At 73.4% G+C, this 18003-nt stretch carries 17 protein-coding genes and 1 pseudogene; 7 read left to right on the plus strand and 11 right to left on the minus strand.

Features of this window, described 5'->3' with window-relative positions; all coding sequences use genetic code 11:
- Together JFN87_RS34185 and JFN87_RS25470 are read right to left on the minus strand one after the other, a co-directional pair.
- On the minus strand, positions 1-1120 hold a 1120-nt coding region (locus JFN87_RS34185; RefSeq protein ID WP_307865592.1), incomplete at its 3' end, for a transglycosylase family protein.
- Positions 1121-1403: 283 nt separating this feature from the next.
- Entirely contained in the window at positions 1404-2651 is a 1248-nt protein-coding gene (locus JFN87_RS25470; protein ID WP_209343504.1) for a cytochrome P450 family protein, read from the minus strand.
- Positions 2652-2837: 186 nt separating this feature from the next.
- Here JFN87_RS25470 and JFN87_RS25475 point away from each other — a divergent pair, with 186 nt between their 5' ends.
- Entirely contained in the window at positions 2838-3719 is an 882-nt protein-coding gene (locus tag JFN87_RS25475; protein ID WP_209343506.1) for an SDR family oxidoreductase, read from the plus strand.
- 47 nt (positions 3720-3766) lie between these two features.
- On the opposite strand, the gene JFN87_RS25480 is transcribed toward JFN87_RS25475, so the two are convergent.
- Entirely contained in the window at positions 3767-4531 is a 765-nt protein-coding gene (locus JFN87_RS25480) for an SDR family oxidoreductase (RefSeq protein WP_209343508.1), read from the minus strand.
- Between the two features lie 102 nt (positions 4532-4633).
- Between JFN87_RS25480 and JFN87_RS25485 the strand changes: the two genes are divergently transcribed.
- Positions 4634-5482 (plus strand): helix-turn-helix transcriptional regulator, encoded by an 849-nt coding sequence (locus JFN87_RS25485; RefSeq protein ID WP_209343510.1) that lies wholly within the window; start codon positions 4634-4636, stop codon positions 5480-5482.
- A gap of 40 nt (positions 5483-5522) precedes the next feature.
- On the opposite strand, the gene JFN87_RS25490 is transcribed toward JFN87_RS25485, so the two are convergent.
- Positions 5523-6239: a leucine-rich repeat domain-containing protein gene (locus JFN87_RS25490; RefSeq protein ID WP_209343512.1), complete on the minus strand. Its 717-nt coding sequence runs from the start codon at positions 6237-6239 to the stop codon at positions 5523-5525.
- Between the two features lie 233 nt (positions 6240-6472).
- On the opposite strand from JFN87_RS25490, the pseudogene JFN87_RS25495 reads away from it, so the two are divergent.
- The 3 genes and pseudogenes from JFN87_RS25495 to JFN87_RS25505 all read left to right on the plus strand — a co-directional run.
- A pseudogene (locus JFN87_RS25495) lies at positions 6473-6613 on the plus strand (IS256 family transposase); the annotation flags it as partial.
- Between the two features lie 93 nt (positions 6614-6706).
- Positions 6707-6919: a DNA-binding protein gene (locus JFN87_RS25500; RefSeq protein ID WP_209343514.1), complete on the plus strand. Its 213-nt coding sequence runs from the start codon at positions 6707-6709 to the stop codon at positions 6917-6919.
- 161 nt (positions 6920-7080) lie between these two features.
- Positions 7081-7347 (plus strand): hypothetical protein, encoded by a 267-nt coding sequence (locus JFN87_RS25505; RefSeq protein WP_209343516.1) that lies wholly within the window; start codon positions 7081-7083, stop codon positions 7345-7347.
- Positions 7348-7350: 3 nt separating this feature from the next.
- Here the strand turns inward: JFN87_RS25505 and JFN87_RS25510 are convergent, their stop codons facing one another.
- The 4 genes from JFN87_RS25510 to JFN87_RS25525 all read right to left on the minus strand — a co-directional run bounded on the left by JFN87_RS25510 (position 7351) and on the right by JFN87_RS25525 (position 10776).
- Positions 7351-8382, minus strand: coding sequence for a nucleoside triphosphate pyrophosphohydrolase (locus tag JFN87_RS25510; RefSeq protein ID WP_209343518.1), 1032 nt, complete (start codon positions 8380-8382; stop codon positions 7351-7353).
- A gap of 58 nt (positions 8383-8440) precedes the next feature.
- Entirely contained in the window at positions 8441-9121 is a 681-nt protein-coding gene (locus tag JFN87_RS25515) for a SurA N-terminal domain-containing protein (protein ID WP_245181378.1), read from the minus strand.
- Positions 9122-9217: 96 nt separating this feature from the next.
- Positions 9218-9709 (minus strand): GtrA family protein, encoded by a 492-nt coding sequence (locus JFN87_RS25520; protein WP_209343520.1) that lies wholly within the window; start codon positions 9707-9709, stop codon positions 9218-9220.
- Positions 9706-10776, minus strand: a complete 1071-nt coding sequence (locus JFN87_RS25525) for a glycosyltransferase family 2 protein (protein ID WP_209343522.1) — start codon at positions 10774-10776, stop codon at positions 9706-9708. Before JFN87_RS25525 ends, JFN87_RS25520 begins: the two co-directional genes overlap by 4 nt.
- A 123-nt stretch (positions 10777-10899) precedes the next feature.
- Here JFN87_RS25525 and JFN87_RS25530 point away from each other — a divergent pair, with 123 nt between their 5' ends.
- Together JFN87_RS25530 and JFN87_RS25535 are read left to right on the plus strand one after the other, a co-directional pair.
- Positions 10900-13383: a YfhO family protein gene (locus tag JFN87_RS25530; RefSeq protein ID WP_209343524.1), complete on the plus strand. Its 2484-nt coding sequence runs from the start codon at positions 10900-10902 to the stop codon at positions 13381-13383.
- A gap of 10 nt (positions 13384-13393) precedes the next feature.
- Complete coding sequence (locus tag JFN87_RS25535; RefSeq protein WP_209343526.1) at positions 13394-14314, plus strand: class I SAM-dependent methyltransferase; 921 nt, start codon at positions 13394-13396, stop codon at positions 14312-14314.
- A gap of 301 nt (positions 14315-14615) precedes the next feature.
- On the opposite strand, the gene JFN87_RS25540 is transcribed toward JFN87_RS25535, so the two are convergent.
- The 3 genes from JFN87_RS25540 to JFN87_RS25550 form a co-directional block, all read right to left on the minus strand.
- A complete protein-coding gene (locus JFN87_RS25540; RefSeq protein ID WP_209343528.1) occupies positions 14616-16181 on the minus strand; it encodes a serine/threonine-protein kinase in 1566 nt (521 codons plus the stop codon).
- Positions 16178-16831 (minus strand): hypothetical protein, encoded by a 654-nt coding sequence (locus tag JFN87_RS25545; protein ID WP_209343531.1) that lies wholly within the window; start codon positions 16829-16831, stop codon positions 16178-16180. Before JFN87_RS25545 ends, JFN87_RS25540 begins: the two co-directional genes overlap by 4 nt.
- A 200-nt stretch (positions 16832-17031) precedes the next feature.
- On the minus strand, positions 17032-18003 hold a 972-nt coding region (locus JFN87_RS25550; protein WP_504739790.1), incomplete at its 5' end, for a restriction endonuclease subunit S domain-containing protein.

The following is an 18003-nucleotide window of genomic DNA, read 5'->3' on the forward strand; positions in this document are numbered from 1 at the left end:
AGTCCAGACGTGTGCTCTCTGAATCTGGCGAGGCGGAGGAGGCGGACGAGGCCGTCGCGGGCCCTGAGGCGGCCGCGGCGCCCGCGCCCGGCGCGGAGTGGCCGGTGTGCCGCGCGGCGTTCGGGTTGGCCCACACGGAGGAGGACGGCCCGAAGTGGCCGGTGGCGAACAGGGACCCGCCCCGCGCGTGGCCCGAGCCGCCCTGCCCGAACTGGGGAGCGAACGGGATGCGGATGGTGGGCGTCTGCGCCCCGCCCGTGTCGCGCACGACACCGGGCTGGTCGGCGTTGCCGATGGAGCCCGCGCCGCCGGTCGGCGTGCTGGGCGTGATGCCGCCGCTGTTGTCGCGGCTGACGCCGAACGGGAAGCCGCCGTCGTCCGCGGCGGACGAGTCACCCGGCGACGCGGACGACGGCGCGCGGTGCTTGCCGGTGCTCTGCGAGCCGGCGGCGTGGCCGGCCGTCCCGTCGTCGCCGCTCGGGCCGGCCGTCGCGCCGGGGGACGGGGTGCCGAGGACGCCGGCGAGGCCCGAGCCTCCGGAGGACGAGCCGCCGGAGGACGAGGCGTCGCTGGACGGGTCAGAACTCGCGCTGCCCGTCGCGGTGTCCGAGGGCGTCGTGGTCGTCGTGGCGTCCGGCGTGCTCGACGCCGTGCTGCCGTCGGAGCTTCCGGAGTCGCCGGAGCCGCCGGAGTCGCCGGAGCCGCCCAGGAGGCCGCCGAGGACGCCGCCGAGCAGGCCGCCGTCCGAGCCGGTCGAGCCGGTCGAGCCTGTCGAGCCGTCCGAGCCGGTCGAGGCGTCCGGCGAGGGGGTGGAGCCCGGCAGGCCCGAGCTCTCGGCGCAGCCCGACCAGGTCTTCGAGCCCTGGCTCGCGAGGATCTTCTCCGCGACCGCGATCTGCTGCGACTTGGTCGCGAGGTCGGGGCGGGACGCGTACTGGCTGCCGCCGAACTCGTCCCAGGTGTTCTGGCTGATCTGGAGGCCGCCGAAGTAGCCGTTGCTGAGGTTTGCGTTCCAGGCCCCGCCGCTCTCGCACGCGGCCACCTTGTCCCAGGTGGAGGTGTCCGCCGCGCTCGCGCTCGCGGCGGCGAGCAGCGGGATGGCTATGGCGGATCCGGTCACACCTGCGGCCACCACGATGGCGGGGGCCTGACGGGGGCGACGGTGTCGGCCGTTCGCGGACATGCGATTACCTTCCGTTTACGTGGTCACGCGTGGAACGCGCGACGCGCGAAGCGGCTCACCCGCGGTGGGACCCCACCGTGGATCGGCGAACCCGCCGCCGCTGTGGGGCGGCACACGTCACCTGTGACCGGTGAGCCGCTCGGCAACGTAGCGTCAGTCGAACACCTGCCACAAGCGGGTCCAGTGGAGATAACGCGAATATCACAGACTTGACACGAGCTCAGTCACGCAGGGGCGCGAAGCGGACCGGAAGCGTGCGCAAACCGCGCATGATGAGCCCCCCACGCCACCGCAATTCGGCCGGATCGGCCGCAAGCCGCAGATCGGGCAGGCGTGTCAGGAGCGCGGTGAGCGCGGCACGCCCTTCGAGGCGGGCGAGCGGCGCGCCGAGGCAGTAGTGGATGCCGTGGCCGTAGCCGAGGTGTTGATTGTCACGCCGGGCGAGGTCGAGGGTGTCGGGCCCGTCGAACCGCGCGGGGTCGCGGTCTGCGGCCGCGAGCACGACAAGTACGGGGTCGCCGGTGGAGACGGACTGCCCGCCGACGGTCAGCGGCTCGGTGGCGTAGCGCCAGGTCGCGAGCTCCACGGGCCCGTCGTAGCGCAGGAGTTCCTCGATGCCGGTGGTGAGCAGCGCGTCGTCGCCCGCACGCAGCGCGTCCTGCAGCAGCGCGCGCTGGTCCGGGTTGCGCAGCAGGGCGTACGTGCCGTTGCCGATCAGGTTGACCGTCGTCTCGAACCCGGCGAACAGGAGCACGAAGCACATCGCGGCCACCTCGTTCTCCGTCAGCTGCTCGTCGTGGTCGCTGGCGCGGATCAGACCGGAGATCAGGTCGTCGCCGAGGTCCTGCCGCTTGCGGTGAATCAGGTCGGCGAGGTAGGCGCGGATCTTCTTCACGGCGCGCGCCACGCCGCCGCGCGGGCCGCCCCCGTGGCGGATCATCATGCCGGCCCAGTCACGGAAGTCGTCCTGGTCCTCGCGCGGCACCCCGAGGAGGTCGCAGATGGCGTAGATGGGCAGCGGGAAGGCGAACGCGTGGATGAGGTCGGCGGACCCGTCCGCCGCGAAGCCGTCGATGAGCCCGTCCGCAAGCTCCCGCACGCGGGGCGCGAACTCCGCGACCCGGCGCGGGGTGAACGCCTTCGACACGAGCCGGCGCAGCCGCGTGTGGTCGGGCGGGTCGATGTTCAGCAGATGCGTCATCAGATCGGCGCCGCGCTCCCCCGGGATGCCGGTCTTGCCGCGGGCGTGCGCGGGCTCGGCGTGGTGCACGGGGTTCTTGGACAACCGCGTATCGGCGAGCGCGGAGCGCGCGTCCGCGTACCGGGTGACGAGCCACGCCTCGACCCCACTCGGCAACCGCGTCCACCGCACGGGCGCGTGCTCACGCAGCCACGCGTAGGTGGGATAGGGGTCGGCGGCGAACTCCCACGAGAAGAGTTCGGGGACGGGCGGGTTCTCGGGCTGCATAGGAGGACGGTACGCAGCCTCTTTCGGCCCTCGTGAACGCGTCCCTCGATACGTCTTCGACACGCCTTCGGCGGGTCCTCGTATATAGAGGACAGGGAGGCACCCTCCTACCACCTGACAGGACTCTTGTCCCATCACCGTGTAGAGTGATGAAACAAGAGTCCCATCACTTGCTGGAGAGTTCCCATGCGCGTCTTCATCACCGGCGGCACCGGCCTGATCGGTTCCGCCGTCGTCGCCGAGCTGCTCGGCCACGGCCACTCCGTCCTCGCCCTCGCGCGCTCCGACGCGTCAGCCCGGGCCGTCGAGGAGGCGGGCGGTGAACCCCTGCGGGGAAGCCTCGCCGACCTGGACGTTCTCCGCGCGGGCGCCGCGCGGGCCGACGGGGTGATTCACCTGGCGTTCGCCAACGACTTCAGCAGCGCCCAGGCCTGGGACGACGCGGTCGCGGAGGAGAACGCCGCAGTCACCGCCATCGGCGAGGTGCTCGCAGGCAGCGACCGTCCCTTCGTCACCGTCTCCGGTACGCCCGCCGCGCCCGGCCGGGCGTCCACCGAGGCCGACCCGCTGCCGTTGGAAGGCGCGGTCAGCGGCCGCAGCCGCACGGTGACCGGGGTACTCGCCCTGGCCTCGCGCGGGGTGCGCACCTCGGCCGTGCGCATGCCGCGCACCGTCCACAACAACGGCGAGGGCGGCTTCGCCGGCCTGCTCACCCAGATGGCACGCCAGTCCGGTGTCTCCGGCTACGCGGGCGACGGCACGCAGCGCTGGCCTGCCGTGCACGCGCTCGACGCGGCGGTCCTCTTCCGCCTCGCCCTGGAGAAGGCCGAGCCCGGCACCGCGTGGCACGCCGTGGCCGACGAGGGCGACGCGGTGCGCGACATCGCCGCCGTCATCGGCCGGCGCCTCGACCTGCCCGTCAAGTCCGTGCCCGAGGAGACGTACGGCCCGCTCGGCCAGGTCTTCGCCGCCGACCAGCCCGCCACCAGCGCCCACACCCGGCAGGCGCTCGGCTGGCAGCCCACCCACCCGAGCCTGCTGGACGACCTGGAGAACATCCGTCCCTGAGCGGCGGGCGCCGCTGCGGGCGCCGGAGCCTCGCCGTGCGTCCCGGCCTACTTCCCGTGCGGGTCGGTGTTGTTGAGCGCCTCGACGACCTGGTCGTAGTCGCCGCGCGCCTCGCCGTAGCGCAGGAACTTCACGCGCTCGACCTGGATCTCCTTGGCGTCGGGCCGGGACTCGAGCAGGCCGACCGCCTCCGCGACGAACTCGTCGAGCGGCATGGCGTGCTCGTTGTCCTCCTGCCCGGGCATCAGCGCGGTCTGGACCGACGGCGGCTCGAGCTCCACGACCTTCACCGACGTGCCGGCGTACTGCAGCCGGATGGACTCGCTGAGCATGTGGATCGCGGCCTTCGACGCGTTGTAGCTCGGCGTGACCTTGAGCGGTGTGAACGCGAGGCCAGAGGAGACGGTGACGATCGTGGCGTCCGGCTGCGCCTGCAGGTGCTCGACGAACGCGGCGATGAGCCGGATCGGGCCGAGCACGTTCGTCACCACGGTGGACTCGGCGGAGGCGAGGAACGACGCGGGGCTGCGCCAGTCCTCGGCGCGCATCACACCGGCCATGGTGACGAGGACGTTCAGGTCGGGGTGGTCGGCCAGCACCCGCTTCGCGGCGGCGTCGATGCTCGCGGGGTCCGTGGTGTCGATCCGTACGGTGTCGATGCCCGGGTGCTCGGCCGCGATCCGTTCCAGCAGGTCGGCGCGGCGGCCGCCGACGATCACGGTGTTCCCCTTGGCCCGCAGTTCGAGGGCGAGGGCGAGGCCGATGCCGCTGGTCGATCCGGGGATGAAGATGGTGTTCCCTGAGATGTTCATGCGTCCCATCGTCGCCGGTCCCCCGCCCCAGGTGCAGAGAGCGGTTATCGGGGGATCGGCGATCCCTGGCTCGCTGATCAGGCCCGGACGATAATCGCACCTATGGACCGTGCAGCCCTGGCCGACTTCCTCCGCCGCCGCCGCGAGGCGATCCAGCCGGAGGACGTCGGCCTTCCCCCGGGCGCGCGCAGGCGCACCAGGGGCCTGCGGCGCGAGGAGGTCGCGTCACTCGCCGTGATGTCGACCGACTACTACACGCGGCTTGAGCAGCAGCGGGGCCCGCAGCCCAGCGAGCAGATGCTGGCCTCGCTCGCCCGCGCGCTCCGGCTGACGAGCGACGAGCGCGGCTACCTGTTCCGGGTCGCCGGGCACAACGCGCCCGCGTCGCTGTCGGCAGCACAGCATGTGGCCCCGGCGCTGCTGCGGGTGCTCGACCGGCTGGTCGACACGCCGGCGCTCGTCCTGACCGATGTGGGCGAGACGCTCGTGCAGAACAGGATGGCCACGGCCCTGTTCGGGGACGTCTCGCACCACACGGGCCTCGCCCGCAGCGCGATCTACCGCTGGTTCACCGACCCCGCGGAGCGGTCGGTCTACCCGGAGGCCGACCGCGACCGGCACAGCCGCGCCCAGGTCGCGAACCTGCGGGCCGCCCACGGCCTGCGTGGCCCGCGCTCGGACGCAGGCGAGCTGGTACGCGCGCTGCGGAAGGCGAGCGGGGAGTTCGCCGAACTGTGGGCCAGGCACGAGGTGGCGCAGCGGTTCGAGGACCACAAGACGCTCGTCCACCCGGAGCTCGGCGAGATCGAACTGGACTGCCAGGCGCTGTTCACCGAGGACCAGTCGCAGACGCTCCTGGTACTCACCGCGCCACCACGCACCGAGGGATACGAGAAGCTGCAACTGCTCGCGGTGCTCGGCCACGGTCGCTTCGCGGAGGCGGAGAGGTAGTCCCGTCCGACCCGGCGCCGGTGCGGGACGTGCACCTCCTTCATGCCCAGACGACACATCCCCGCTGTGCGAGGCGATCGAGCAGGCTCTGTGACGGCTCGACGCTGTTCCAGCGCAGGTCCAGCTTCTCGAGCGCGGGGAGCCCGGCCAGCCAGTCGGGCAGTGTGCGGAGTCGATTGCTGCGAAGGTCGAGGTGGCGCAGGCGCGGGAGTCCCGCCAGGGCCGCCGGTACGTCCGCGAACTCGTTGTCCCGCAGGTCGAGATGGCGCAGATCGGCCAGGTCCGCGACAGACGCCGGAAGGCCGGTGAGCCGGTTGTCGCGCAGCCACAGCTCGCGGAGCCTGGCGAGGCGGCCGATCGATGCGGGGAGCTCGGTCAATTGATTGCCCTCGGCGCGGAGTTCCACCAGCCCCGCCATGGCGCCGATCGTCACCGGCAAGCCGGTGAGCCGGTTTCCGCCGATGTTGAGGTACCGAAGTTCCGTGAGTCGGCCCAGCGTTCGGGGAAGCGCCGTGAGCCGGTTGTCGTGCAGGTACAGATACTGAGTGAGAGGCAGTTCGGCCAGCTCGTCGGGGATCGAGGTGAGTGCGTTGTGACCCAGATCCAGCGTATGCAGGCGCCTCAGCCGCGCGATCTCGGGCGAGACCTCCGTCAGCGCGTTGTCCGCGAGAATCAGCACGTGGAGTTCGCTGCGCTGCCACAAGGCCTCTGGCAGCTCTGTGAGTTGGCGCTTCCACAGGCTCAGTGTCGCTGTCACGCCGGCTTGCCTCCAAGGCTTGCTGGGACTCGCTGCTCCCGGCAGCCTATGGTCGGTGGTGGCGCAGTCGTGCGACGGGGAACGCCTCCCACCCCACCGCGAGGTCGCCGGCGTGCGACCGTTGTGCGCCCCGGGGGCCTGGCGTTGAGGTGTAGGGCGCGACTGCCGCAAGGCCCGCGTCGCCGCGTCGGTCGGGAAGGAGCACGCCCATGCTTGTGGTGGTCAACGAGGACGCCATGGCCTCCGAACTCGTCGAGTCGGCCCGGGCTCGGCGACGGGCGGTGAACGCACCCCACCTCGTCGCCCTCGTCCGCACCGGAGCCCGCGTCAAACGCGGCTGCCAGGTCGAGCGGCCGAAGGCGACGGCCGCATGATGCCCGAAGAGCGTCAGCAGCGGTGGCCAATGCCGAGGGGCGCACGGCGGTACTGCCTGATCAGGGCGGGACCGCGTCGAGGACGACGCCTGGATGTCGCAACGAGAAGCCGCCCGATACCTGGGCATGACGCTTGTCCACGTTGGAAGGCTGCTCGCCAACCGTCACCTGATACCGGCGGAAAACTCGGCCGGGCGGGCCGGAGTGACAACCGTCAGCGTTGAGGCGGAGAAGGCCTGGCGAGCGAACGCGACGATGCGGGCGAAATTCGTCCGCCTCCTGAAGGACACGGTCAACTGGTTCTGATCGATGATCCACAGGTCTTGACGACGCGTTCGCCGACCGGCCGGGTCCCGGCGAGGCGTAGCGAAGGCCTGCCGCCCGGGGGCAGTGGGCCCGGCGCAGGTGTGGTCGGTTCGGGTGGCGACAATGGGGCCACGTTTCAACGCCTATGAGGGAGCGCCCTTTTGAGCAGACCGCCCGCGCGTCGCGTCACCGTCCTGTACTCGGTATCCGCGACCTGCGCCGTCATCGGTGTCCTGTTGTGGGTGCGTGGGCGGTTCAGTTCGCCGCCCCGCGTGTACGCCGACTACCTGGCGTCCGATGCGTACACCACGTCCGCGTGGCCGGTGTGGAGTCGCTCGGTGACTCCGGATCGGCTCGGTCTGTACCTCGTCGTGGTGGCGGTGGGGTTGGCCGTGGTGGCGTGGCTGTTCTCCGTGCGGCGCGGTTGAGCGTCAGGCGTTCGGCGGGGCGGACTCCGCTGCTCTGATCGCGTCGCGGTAGGCGCGGGCCGCCGTGCGCAGGGACGTTTCCGGGTCGGCGCCCGTCGTCTCCGCGTGCACCGCCATGGCGAGCAGGGCGCGGCCCACCTCGTCGGACTGGGCCGGGACGTCCGGTAGCTCGACGTCGAGTCCCGCCGCCCTGGCGCGGCCCGCTAGTTTCGCCGCGAGGGCCAGGGCCGGCTGGCCGAGGGGGATTCCGTCCGTCACCGACGTGCGGTGGTGCTTCTCCACCGCCTTCGTGCGCAGCCACAGTGCGTGCACGTCCTCCGGGGTCTCCGCCGTCTCGTCGCCGAAGACGTGCGGGTGGCGGTGGATCAGCTTCTCGACGAGCGTCGCGGCGACGTCGTCGATGGAGAACGCGTCGGAGGCGCCCTCCGCGTCCGCCACGTCCCCCGCGTCCTCGGCGATGCGCGCGTGGAGCGCGACCTGGAGCAGGACGTCCCCCAGCTCCTCGCGCAGCTCCGTCGCGTCGCCGGCCTCGATCGCCTCGACCAGCTCGTACGCCTCCTCGATGGCGTACTTGGCCAGACCCTCGTGCGTCTGCGTGGACGTCCACGGGCAGGCGCGCCTGATCCTGTCCATGACCTGCACCAGGTCGAGCAGGCGCGCGCCCGGCACGTCGTAGGAGCCGGGCAGCAGCTCCAGGTCCGGCATGGCGGCGCGGCCGGAGCCCGCGAGGCGGGCGAGGCCGTCCGTCAGCGCGGTGTCCGTGGCGCCGTCGGCCGGCGGGATCACGACGAGCGTGGCGCCGGGGCCGCAGGCGTCGACCAGTTCGGGCGCCGTGGGCGCCGCGATCTCGACCGTGACGCCCGCGTCCCGCACGTACGGCAGCAGCGGGTGCCCGGCGTCGGCGCACAGGACGCGGTCGGCGGCGCGCAGCGTGTCCCAGGCCTGGAAGGACAGCAGGCCCGGGGCGACCCGGTGGCTCACCGTGAGCAGGACGATCCGGCCGGTGGCAGGGCGGGGGGTGGGGTTCTCCGTCACCTTTCCGAACCTACCCGGCCCCGCCCGCCCGGCGTCGCGCGCACCGTCCCGCGCGCCCTCACGCGCCGGTGGGCTCCTGCTGCTTCGCCTGGCCCGTGACCTGCTTGATCCAGTCGGTCTTGGTGTTGCCGAGCGCGACCTTGGTGTCGCTCCAGGTCCCGTAGCGCGGGTTCACGTCGACGTGCATCTCCTTCGACGCCTTCGTGAGCGCCGCGAGGAGCTTCTGCTGGCCGCCCGGCGTGGTGGTGTCGCCGCCGACGGCCTGCGCCACCTTCGACATCAGCACGTCGCGGCGGACCGCGCCGTCGATCTGCCCCGGGGTGATGGCCGCCTGCTGCAGGAGCGTCGCCTCCAGCTGCTTCTCGCCGCCCGGCTGCCCCGCCACCGCACGCTGCCGCGCCACCTGGACCTCGTGGCGGGTGGCGGAGACGCCCGCGTCCTTCGCCGCCCGGTCGAGGACCCGGTCGAAAATCATGCCGTTGAGCTTGGCCTGGTTGAGCTGCGCGCTGTTGCTGATCAGCGCCGCCGCCTGCGGGGACGCCTTCTGCGCCGCGCGCACCTCGTTCACCTGCGCCTGCAGCGACGAGACCGGGATGCGCTTCCCTCCGACGACGGCGGCCGCTCCCGGATGGGCCGAGGTGCCGCACGCGGCGAGCAGCGGAACGCCCGCGACCAGCGCGGCGGACGACAGGATGAGCACGGTGCGGCGGCGGCTGCTGCGGCGCTTCAGGCGGTTCAAGGGGGCCTCCCGAGAGATTGTGCTTCGATGCACAAGCCTTGCAGTGATCGATGGTATGCAGTCTGCGTGGCCTGGGCCACTGCCTGGACCAACGATTCACCCGCGAACCGGGTGCGCGGCCGGGTCCGGTTCAGCCGCGTGGGCCCCGCGCGGCCGGTCCCGGTCGTCAGGGCGCAGCATAATCGTGCGGGAGACCACGAACGTGATGGGGATGGCGGCGGCCGCCGCGATCAGCGGCGCGTAGGTGTCGTCCATGCCGGCCACGTCGACCAGCACGTACACGCCGCCGGTGGTGATGGCGAAGTTCGCGACGTTGGTGAGCGGGAAGAGCAGGAACTTCCGCAGCGTCGGCCGGGTCCTGTACGTGAAGCGGCTGTTCAGGAAGAACGAGCCGACCATGGACGAGGCGAACGCGATGACGTGCGCGGCGACGTACGGCAGTCCCGCCCCGTGCAGGAGCGCCAGATAACAGGCGTAGTACGTACCGGTGTTGACGGCCCCGACGAGGGCGAACCTGACGAGCTGGCCCCAGGCTCGCGCCCGGCGCGCCCGGGTGGGGGCGGGTGCTTCGGCGCCGGCCGCCGTCACCCGCGTACCAGTTCGCCGCGATCGTGCGCACCGGCCGTGGGAGTCGCGCCGGCGGTGGGAGTCCCGCCGGCCGTGGGACTCGCGTCAGCGGCCGGCGCGGGAGTGCCGTCCGCGGCCGCCGCCTCCGCGCGCCGCGCGTCCTCGTCCGTGGCCGCCACCAGGTAGTGCGGGCGGCGCTTCACCTCGTAGTAGATGCGGCCCACGTACTCGCCGACGACGCCGATCATCACCATCTGCACGCCGGACAGCGCCGTGATCGCCACGAGCAGGGTGGCGTAGCCGGGGGTGCCGACGCCGTTGACGAGCGTCGAGACGACGATCCACGCGGCGTACAGCATCGCGAGCGACAGCAGCAGGAAGCCGAGGTAGAGGGCGGCGCGCAGGGGCTTGTTGTTGAAGGATATGAGCCCGTCGAGGCCGTAGTTGAGGAGCTTGCCGAAGCTCCACTTCGAACGGCCCTGCTCGCGTGCCGCGTTCTCGTAGGCGAAGGTCGTTGTGCGGAAGCCGACCCACGCGAAGATGCCCTTGGAGAAGCGGTTGTTCTCGGTCAGGCGCAGCACGGCGTCCACGGTGCGGCGCGAGAGGAGCCTGAAATCGCCTACTCCGTCGACGAGTTCGACGTCGACGAGGCGGTTGATCAGGCGGTAGTAGGCGCGGGCCATGAGCGTCCTGGTGACACGGTCGCCCTTGCGGGTGCGCCGCGCGATGACCTGGTCGTAGCCCTGCGCGTGGAGTTCGAGCATGCGGCGCACCAGCTCGGGCGGGTGCTGGAGGTCCGCGTCCATGATGACGACGGCGTCGCCCCCGGCGTGCTGGAGGCCCGCGAGCATCGCCGCCTCCTTGCCGAAGTTGCGGCTGAACGAGACGAACCGGGCGCGCGGGTCGGCGCGCGCACCCTTCTCCAGCAGGGCGCGGGTGGCGTCCGCGCTGCCGTCGTCCACGTAGACGATCTCGAAGGCGTGGCCCAGGTCCTGGGTCAGCGCGGCGAGTTCCCTCGTCACATGGGAGTGGAAGCGTTCGATGATCTCCGCTTCGTTGAAACACGGGACCACTATCGAGATCAGCACAGAGGAACGACATCCGACGCGCGTGTCCTCGGCGGGGGCCGCACATGAATATCGCGCGGCTCGTGCGTGAACGAATACCGCCAACGCCCTTGACCAGGGCCGGAGCTGGCATATTCGGGATCCATGCCCACCCTGCAATCCGTACGCGGCCGCCGGTCCGGCCGCGCGCCGGCTCTCGCCGCCCTGATCACCGCGTTCGCGGTGTGTGCCGGCGACGCCGTCGCACGCCAGTACCCCTTCGGACGGCACGACCGCGGCGTCAACGACCTCGGGGCGCAGTTCGTACCCTTCCACGCCCACCTGTGGGACCTGCTGCACGGCACGGCGCACGGCGGGCTGCTGCTCAACTGGCAGTCCGGGTTCGGCGCGGCCTCGCTGCCCGACCTCGGCACGTACCTGACCAGCCCGTTCGCCCTGCTCGTCGGCGCCTTCCCGCGCGATCGGATCGATCTGGCCGTGTACGTCGTCACGGTGGTCAAGATGGCCGCCGCGGCCGCCGCCATGGCCGCCGTCCTGCCACGCCTCGCCCGCACGGACGGGGCGGCCGGGCGCGCGAAGGGCAGCGCCGCGCCCTGGTGGGCCGCCGCGCTCCTCGGCGCGACCTACGCGCTGTGCGGCTGGTCCGTCATCGAGGCCTCCTACAACCCCATGTGGCTCGACGGGCTGATCGCGTTCCCCCTGCTGTGCCTGGTGGGCGAGTGGGCGAGGACCGCGCGGCGGCCCGTCGCGGGACCGCTGATCGTCGCCCTCGCCTGGGTCGCCAACTTCTACACCGCGTACATGGCGACCATCGGCGCCACGCTCGTGCTGGTCCTGCGGCTGCTGCTCGACCGGGACACGACGGGACGCGAACGGGCCCGCGCCGTGGCGCGCGCCGTGCTGCGCGCCGCGTGGCGTGTGGTGCTGGGCGTGGCGCTCGCCTCGCCCGTGCTGCTGCCGGTGTACCTGGGTACGAAACACGCCTACCCCGGCTCGGCCGCCGTCTTCTCGCCGTCGCCGTGGACGGACGTGGCGGCCAGGGTGATGCCCGGCACGTACAGCTTCCTGTCCCCCGCCGTCTTCGTGGGCGCGGGCGCGCTCCTGCTGGTGTGCGCGCTTGCCTTCGACCGCGCGGCGCCCGTGCGCGAACGCGTGGGCTGGGTGGGCCTGGTCGCCGCCGTCGCGCTGTCTTTGCAGTGGCGGCCCACCAGCCTCGCCTGGCACGCCTTCGCGATACCCAACGGCAGCCCGTACCGCGAGACGTTCGTGCTGGCCGGAGTGGTCGTCTTGGCCGCGTGGGCGGCGCTGGCGCGCGGCTGGCCCGGCACGCGTCCCGTCCTGTACGGCGCTTCGGTGCCCGCCGTGATCTGGCTCGGAGCCCTGTCGAGCCGGATGGCGAACGTGCCCGCGCTCGCGCTGTTCGTCCTCGCGGTGGCCGGAGCGGGCGTGGGGCTGCTGCTCGCCCGGCGCCGCGGCCGGGCAGCCGCCGCCGCGACCGCCGTGCTGCTGCTCGGCTCCCTGCTCGGGCAGGCCACCACCGCGATGGCGTACGGCGACCACGCCAAGCTGAAGAAGTTCCACGCCTACCCGGCCTGGGACAGCGACAGCGGCCTGAGCGCACGCGCTGCGGCGGTGGCGAAGGCCGACGGCTGGCCGAGGTACCGCACCGATCCTGGCCGCACGCAGGTGAGTTCGGACGATCCGCTGCTCATCGGCGGCGAGGGCGCGGGCTACTACAGCAGCATGACGGCGGACACATACACGCGGACGATGCGGGCGCTCGGCGCGGGCTGGACCTCGGGCGGGCGTGTCATCCAGAGCCTCGACAACCCGGTGACGGACGCGATCTTCTCGGTCGGCGCGCGGCTGCGCACCGCGCCGGGCGGCGCGCCCGTCACCGTACGCGAGGACGTGCCCCCGCTGGTGACGGTGCGGCCCGCGGCGCCGCCGCGCTACGGCGACTCGCCGTTCCGCAACCAGGAGGCGCTGCTCGGCGCGCGCGTCTACACCGTGCCCGCCTCGCGCGCGTGCCCGGTGGGCAGCGAGGCCTACGTGTCCGCGCCGGACTTCTGGGGCACGGCGCGCCTCGGCGCCGGGCTGCCTGCCGAACTGCGCGGCGCCATGCCGAAGTTCCGCGCCGCGCTCGCCCCGCTCGGCACCGTGCGCGCGAAGGGCGAGCGGATCACGTTCCGCACCAAGGCGGGCAGGCCGGCCACGCCCGTGTCGTGGAGCGTCGGCTGCCTCGACCGCGCGCGGCTCGCAGGAGCCGTCGCCCGCCTGAAGGAGACGGGCGCCGTGAGGCTGCGCGTGTCGGACAGCGGCGTGCACGCCGTGCTGCCGCGCGGCTCGACCGGGTATGCCGTGCTGTCCGCGCCGCGTATCGCCGGCTGGACGTGTGACGGCAGGCCCGCCGCGTCCTACCTCGGCCTGGTCGCCGTACGGTTGCACGGCCGCACCGCGGTGGACTGCGCGTTTCGGCCGCCGGGTGTGAAGGCGGGCGGCGCGGCGGGTTTCCTCGCCGTTCTCGTACTCGCGGCCGTCGCGGCGTTCTCCCGTCGGACGCGCGTCACGAAGGATTCATCCGGCCACCATCCGCCCTTGGCCCGCCGGGAGGAGCAGCTGGCATAGGTTCCGGCGCATGTTCGCTCTCACCAGAAATCCGCTGGCCCGGCGGGTCCTTCGGCCCGCCGCCGCCCTCGTCGACCGGCGCATCGAACGCAGGACGGGCCCGCTGCGCCCCGAGATCAACACGCTCAGGCGCGAGGTGGCCGCGCTGCGCGAGGGCCACAACGCGTTCGGGCTGCTGTTCGACGGGACGGCGCGCAGCGGGCCGCGCACGCCGACGCCCGCGCAGCTCGACACGCTGGTCGCCCAGGTCACGCGGGTGACGGGCGCGCCGAGGGACGCCGCGCGCCGCAATGTCGTGATCGCCTACCGGAACGTGATCGCGCTGGAGATGCTGGCCGTCGGCCGCCTCGCGGGCTCGACGCAGAACATCTGCGGCAAGCTCGCCACCGTCCCGCTCCTCGCGCCGCGCGCGTACCGGGACGTCCTGGAAATCGGCACGCTGTACGGGCTGTTCTCCGCGTCGCTGATGCGGATGCTGCACCGCGCAGGTGTGGAGCCGCGGATGACGATCGTGGACCCGCTGGCCGGCAGCCAGCTACAGCCCGGCACGAGGGAGGCCGCCGACCCGACGGGCACGCCGGTGCGTGAGGACGTCGTGCGCGCCAACCTGGCGTTCGGCGGTGCGCCCGGCGCCGAGGCGCGGATCGTGCGGGGCTTCTCCGGCGACGACGACGTGCGCGCCCGGGTCTCCGACCGCGAGTACGGCGTGATCGTGGTGGACGGCGACCACTCGGCCGAGGGCGTGCGTGCCGACCTGGAGTGGGCCGAGAAGATCGCGGCGCCCGGCGGGATCGTGGTCGTCGACGACTACGGCGACGACCGGTGGAGCGACGTGAAGAGCGCCGCGGACGCGCACCTCGCGCGCCCGGGCTCGCGCTTCGCGCTGCTGGGCGCGGCGTCCACGTCGGCGTTCCTGCGCGCACGGGACTGACGGCGCGCGGGACTTCGCCGGGGCGTGGGACGCAGGGCGCCGGGCGCGGGTCTGACGGCGCGCGGGGGTTCGTCGCCGCCCGGCGGCGCGCCTCGGGCCCCCGCAGGGCCGAACCAGCGCACCGTTCCGTCGCCGGGCTCGGCAGCCGGAAAGGCAGAGCGAGGACGTCGACATTGCCGGGATCGAGCGGCGGGCCGGCGAAGTGCCCCACCCTGGGCGGGAGGCGCCGCCTCGTCGGCGTCGGGGTCCGTGACGGGGAAACGGGGCAGTCGTCGGCGCCCGGGGCCACCAGCAGGTCCGCTCAGGACGCGGTGAACCGTCCGAGGTGGTCGAGGGAGCGCCCCACCTCGACCGCCAGCGGGTGGTAGGCGCCGTACACGCGGATCACGTCGTACTGGAGCGCTGCCAGCCGTGCCTGCGCCGCGGGGCGGTCGCCGAGCGCCAGCAGGAGCTGCGCCATGCGCCTGCGCACCTCGAACGCGGTGTCGCGGTCGCGGCCGTCGCGGTTCTCGCCGCCGCCCGCAGTGCCGCCGCCGCCGTCGTCGTCGTAGTACGGCAGCACGGCCTGGTACTCCGCCAGCGCGCCCGCGCTGTCGCCGACCTCCTCCAGGCAGCGGGCCACGTCCTGGCGGAACCCGAGCACCTGCGGGTCGGCGGGCCCGGCCTGCGCCGTGCGGTCGGACACGAGCCGCCGCAGCTCGGGCAGCGCCCTGCGGTACTGGCCGTCGTCCATCAGCGTCGCCGCGTACTGCTTGCGCAGGATACGCACGATCGGCGACGCCTCGCCGTGCTCGGCGGCGGCCGCGGGCAGGATCGAGCCCAGGATGTCCACGGCCTGCGTGATGCCGCCCTCGCCGAGCAGCCGCTTGACCTCCTCGACGGCGGCCGCCACGTCGGTACGGGCAGTGGGCGCGGCCGGGCCCGCCGCCGGAACGGCGGGCGGCGGCGGGGCCGCGGCACGGTCGGGCCAGGGCGCGTACGGCCGCAGGAACGGGCGCGTCGGGTCGAGCGGCCCGCTCACCGCGCCGCCGCGCTCCGGCAGCAGCGGGGCGAGCCGCTCGTAGACGGCCTGCGCGCCGGAAGGGCGGTGCTGCGGGTCCTTCGCCAGCAGGTGCAGGACGAGCGACTCCAGGGCTCCCGGCACCTCGGGGCGCAGCGTGCGCAGCGGCCGGGGCGCCTCGTGCAGATGGCGGTGCAGCACGCCGAGCACGGTGGTGCCGGCGAACGGCGTCTCGCCGCTGAGGAGTTCGTGCAGCAGCACGCCGAGCGCGTACAGGTCGGTCGCGGGTCCGACCGCGCCGCCCATGGCCTGCTCGGGCGCCATGTAGGCGGGGCTTCCGATGGGCGAGCCCGTGTGGGTGAGCCGTGTGGTGTCGGCATCGACGACGGAGGCGACGCCGAGGTCGAGCACGGTCACCGTGCCGTCGGGCCGCACCATCACGTTGCGCGGCTTGAGGTCGCGGTGCACGATCGGCACCGCGTGCACGGCGGCCAGCACCGCGCACAGTTGCGCGGCGACCGCGACGGCCCAGCGCCACGGGTACGGCTCGTGCTCGGCGAGGTGGTCGGCGAGGTCGGAGCCCTCCACGTACTGCATGACGAGGTACAGGTCGTCGGCGTCGCTGCCGGCGTCGTGCACCGTGACGAGGCCCGGGTGGCCGACCTGCGCGGTGACGCGGCACTCCCGCACGAAGCGGCGGCGCAGGGAGTCGGCGGTGGAGGCCGCGGCCATGTGGTCGGGGCGCAGCAGCTTCACGGCGACGCGCCGGTCGAGCCGTCGGTCGTAGGCCGTCCAGACCTGGCCCATGCCGCCCTGCCCGATGACCGTGGACAGCTCGTAGCGCTCGGCGATGACGCGGCCGTTCACCGGCCGTCCTGCTCCTTGCGCAGGAGGTCGCTGAGCTCGTCGAGCTCCGCGCGCACCTGCTCGATCCGCGGGTGCGCCGGGTGTGCAGGGGACTGCGGCGCGGGAGGCTCGCGATGCGCCGGGTGCCGCGTCGCGGGAGGCGCCGTCGGCATCGGCGGCGGCTGCCGGTACGCGTACGTGCGGGGCGCCGCGGGCGGCGTAGGCGGCGCGGGCGGCGTGTAGGGCGGCGGGTAGCCGTACCCGTACCCGGGTATGGCGGGCGCGGGCGATATGGGCGGCACCGGCCCGCCTCCGTACGGCTGCGGCACGCCCGCCCTGGCGCGCTGGTGGTGGCGTATGTCGAACACGAGGAAGTACACGGCCACGGCCACGGCGATGAACAGCAGCGTGCACATCGCGATGTTCGTGGCCGCCGAGTCCTCCGGCTCGCTGCCGACCACCGCCAGCAGGACGCACGCCCCGGGCAGTGACACGCTCGCGAGCGCCCAGTCGTACCACCGGCGGCGCAGCACGGCTATCCGCAGCAGCGGGACGAACGCCAGCAGCCCGATCGAGCCCAGCGAGCACACCATCAGCAGTACGCGCAGGGCGACGGCGGCGACGCCTGACATGCGTGTGCGTACCGGTGGCGGCTGCACGGCACCGTACATCGGGCGCTCCTCGGACGTCGGACGGCTGGGCGCGCGGCAGCGGCGGCCACCAGGGAACGGCGGTCCGCACCACGCGAGAAGACGAGCGTATACACCGACACCGACAACGGCCCCCGGGTTGTACGGGACCGGCCTTGACCAGGTGTCGCACCGGTCACACCAGCAGGCCGGCAGCGGGGATCATATCGCCGGACGGCGGGTCACAGCGTCAGCGAACCGTCGGTCAGGCCGTCGTACAGAGCGCGTACGAGCTGGTCCCCCAACTGGCCCGCACGCCGCAGCGCCTCCTCGAACGCGGCGATGGCGCGGAAGCGTTCGCCGTAGTGCCGCTGGTCGGCGAGCGGCAGCCTCGGCAGCTGGAGCCTGCGCACGTCGAGCCGGGTCGCGGTGGACGCGTAGCTGCTGGCCCGCCGGTTGTTGGCGGTGCCGCGCAGGAACCCGGCGAGGAACCACGGGTCGAGCGCGGCCGGATCGGGGCGCAGCAGCTGGAGGTTGCGGCCGAGCGCGGCGCCCGCCGCGGCCTCGTCCACCACGCGTGCGACGGAGCCGCCGCCGAGTACGGGCACGACGACGTCGCCCGGCCTGACGAGTACGGGCTCCTCGCCCGGGCCCTCGGGGAGGATGCCCGACGGCCCCTGGCCGGTCAGGACGTCCTGTTCCGTGAGGACGCGCATGGGTCCTGCGGGGCCGGTGCCCGCGCCGCCCGCGCGCAGTTCGAGCGCGCCGGTGCGGGCGAGTTCGCCGACGGTGGTGGACGTGCGGGAGGGTGGCTCGGTCTCGTCGGCGGCGGGCGCGGGCGCCGGGGTGAGCTCGACGGTGGCGCTCAGGGTCTCGGCGAGCCGGTCGTGCAGGGCGGCGAGTTCGGCGCTTCCGCCGGGCGCGGCCGGTGTCGGCAGGTGGCGGGCGGGGGCCAGGTCCACGTCGTCGTCGAGGAGTTCGATGGCGGGCACCGAGCGGCTGACGCCGGGCCGCTGCGTGAGCGTGCCGTCGCCGTCGAAGGCGCGCCACGCGTCGAGCGCGGTGGCGCGGACGGTCGCGCAGGCGGGGCCGGCAGGGCCGGGGTCGGGAGAGCACGCGTCTGAACTCCAGGGGGCGAGGGAGCGGGGGAGGCGGCGGGAGCGGGAGAGAGGGGGGGGGGGGGGGGGGGGGGGGGGGGGGGGGGGGGGGGGGGG

Origin of the sequence: Streptomyces montanisoli (assembly GCF_017813245.1) — a bacterium.
GTDB lineage: Bacteria > Actinomycetota > Actinomycetes > Streptomycetales > Streptomycetaceae > Streptomyces > Streptomyces montanisoli.

What these genes read in the sequence shown, in the direction of transcription:
- JFN87_RS25480 (WP_209343508.1), bottom strand. Translation starts at nt 4,531, where the DNA reads ATGAACATCTCAGGGAACACCATCTTCATCCCCGGATCGACCAGCGGC.
- JFN87_RS25530 (WP_209343524.1), top strand. Translation starts at nt 10,900, where the DNA reads ATGCCCACCCTGCAATCCGTACGCGGCCGCCGGTCCGGCCGCGCGCCG.
- JFN87_RS25500 (WP_209343514.1), top strand. Translation starts at nt 6,707, where the DNA reads ATGTCGCAACGAGAAGCCGCCCGATACCTGGGCATGACGCTTGTCCAC.
- JFN87_RS25475 (WP_209343506.1), top strand. Translation starts at nt 2,838, where the DNA reads ATGCGCGTCTTCATCACCGGCGGCACCGGCCTGATCGGTTCCGCCGTC.
- JFN87_RS25545 (WP_209343531.1), bottom strand. Translation starts at nt 16,831, where the DNA reads ATGTACGGTGCCGTGCAGCCGCCACCGGTACGCACACGCATGTCAGGC.
- JFN87_RS25485 (WP_209343510.1), top strand. Translation starts at nt 4,634, where the DNA reads ATGGACCGTGCAGCCCTGGCCGACTTCCTCCGCCGCCGCCGCGAGGCG.
- JFN87_RS25470 (WP_209343504.1), bottom strand. Translation starts at nt 2,651, where the DNA reads ATGCAGCCCGAGAACCCGCCCGTCCCCGAACTCTTCTCGTGGGAGTTC.
- JFN87_RS25535 (WP_209343526.1), top strand. Translation starts at nt 13,394, where the DNA reads ATGTTCGCTCTCACCAGAAATCCGCTGGCCCGGCGGGTCCTTCGGCCC.